Raw genomic sequence first — 1,843 nt, forward strand, 5'->3', positions numbered from 1 at the left:
CTTGACTCTGTCGGGGATCTTGGAGTTGCCCGGTGCGCCGGCGTGATCGGTGGGCATGCTCGGGGTGTTCCGAGAGCCCACGCAGTTGTCGAGGTGTCCGTTGTCGCTCCGTCCTCGTTCCGGTGAGCAAGTCCCGCTTCTGACCGCGCAGATCGCGCGGGCGAGCAACCCGGACGGTACGGCGGCGATGTGGGTGAGAGACCGCCTGGCCGGGCTGTGGCGTGACGAGGACTTCGCGGACTGGTATCCGCGTGACGGACGTCCGGGCCTCTCGCCCGCCCAGCTGGCCACCGTCTGTGTGCTGCAGTTCGTGCTCGGCCTGTCGGACCGGCAGGCCGCCGAGGCGGTGCGCTGCCGCATCGACTTCAAGTACGCGATGGCCATGGAACTGGATGATCCCGGCTTCCACCACAGTGTGCTGGCCGACTTCCGTGATCGTCTCACCGAGGGCGACCGCGCCGACCGCCTCCTCGACCTCGCGCTGGCCCGCCTGAAGGAGGCCGGCCTGGTGCGGGAGCGCACCACACAGCGCACCGACTCCACCCATGTCCTGGCAGCGGTGCGCGACCTGACCCGGCTGGAGATGGTCACCGAGGCGGTCCGCGCCGCGCTGGAGGAAGTCGCCGGCACCGCTCCGCACCTGCTGGACGGGCTGGTCGACGAGGACTGGGGGCGCCGCTATGGCCGTCCGGTCCGCCTGGGCAAGAACCCCACCAAGCCCAAGACCAGGATTCTCGCCGCCGGCGACGACGCCGTCCGGCTCCTGGAGCACCTCTACCGGCACGGGGGAGAGCGCGCGTCGGGCCCTCGTGTCCAAGCCCTGCGCCAGATCATGGTGCAGAACTATCACCGCGACGCCGCGGGACGCCTGCGCTGGCGCACCGCCGAGTCCGAGGACGGACCTGGGCTGCCGCCCTCGTCCCGGGCGATCGTCTCCCCCTACGACACCTCGGCCCGCTATGCCCGCCACGGGCACATCATCAGCTGGAAGGGGTTCTCCGCCCATCTGACGGAGACGTGTGCTCCGGACGGCCCCAACGTGATCACGGACGTGGCCACCACCGCGTCCACCACCCATGACAGCAAGGTCCTGCCCGGCATCCACACCCGCCTGCACCACCGCGGCCTGCTGCCCGCCGAGCACCTGGTCGACAGCGGCTACACCTCCCTGCCCCACCTGGAACAAGCCGCACGTGAACACCAGGTCACAGTCTCCGGGCCACTCCGCAGCAACCCCACCCGGCAACACCGCCGCGGCGAGGGCTTCGCCCGCGACGACTTCCACATCGACTACGACCGCCGACAGGTCACCTGCCCTCAGGGCCAGGTCAGCCAGGGCTGGCACGGCCCCTACCCGACCTCCTCACCCACCGCGGCCCCGCTGATCGTGGCCAGGTTCACCAAGAGCCAGTGCCACCCCTGCCCGGACCGCGCCCAGTGCACCACCTCCCGCGAAAGCACCCGAACCGTCGGCTTTCCCCCACGAGAACTCCGCGACCTGCAACTCCGTGTCCGTGCCGAGCAACAGACTCCCGACTGGAAGACCCGCTACGCGGTCCGCTCCGGAGTGGAGGGAACGGTCAACGAGTTCGCCCACGGCCACGGCATGCGCCGCTGCCGCTACCGAGGACAGAGCAAAGCCCACGTCCAGCACGTCCTGACCGCCATCGCCATCAACATCGAGCGTCTCAGCGGTCTCCCACCGACCGAGGAAGCACCCCCTCCCCGCCGACCGACCGCCTTCCAGAACTACCTCGACCAGCGCGAAATCCCCCGGCCAAAATCCTGGCGCACCCTGGGCACCTGACCTCGGCAACTCCAAGATCCCCGACAGAGTCAAGCT

The 1,843-nt window shown here is 69.7% G+C and carries 1 protein-coding gene; it reads left to right on the forward strand.

Annotated features, from left to right (window positions below):
• The first annotated feature begins 55 nt into the window (after positions 1-55).
• Positions 56-1,807, forward strand: coding sequence for an IS1182 family transposase (locus tag ACZ4YL_RS41285; protein ID WP_468123665.1), 1,752 nt, complete (start codon positions 56-58; stop codon positions 1,805-1,807).
• Positions 1,808-1,843 lie beyond the last annotated feature (36 nt).

The sequence above is a fragment of the Streptomyces sp. NPDC030021 genome (assembly GCF_055574035.1).

Excerpts from the sequence above, each read along its gene's own strand:
- ACZ4YL_RS41285 (WP_468123665.1), top strand. The coding sequence starts at position 56 with ATGCTCGGGGTGTTCCGAGAGCCCACGCAGTTGTCGAGGTGTCCGTTG.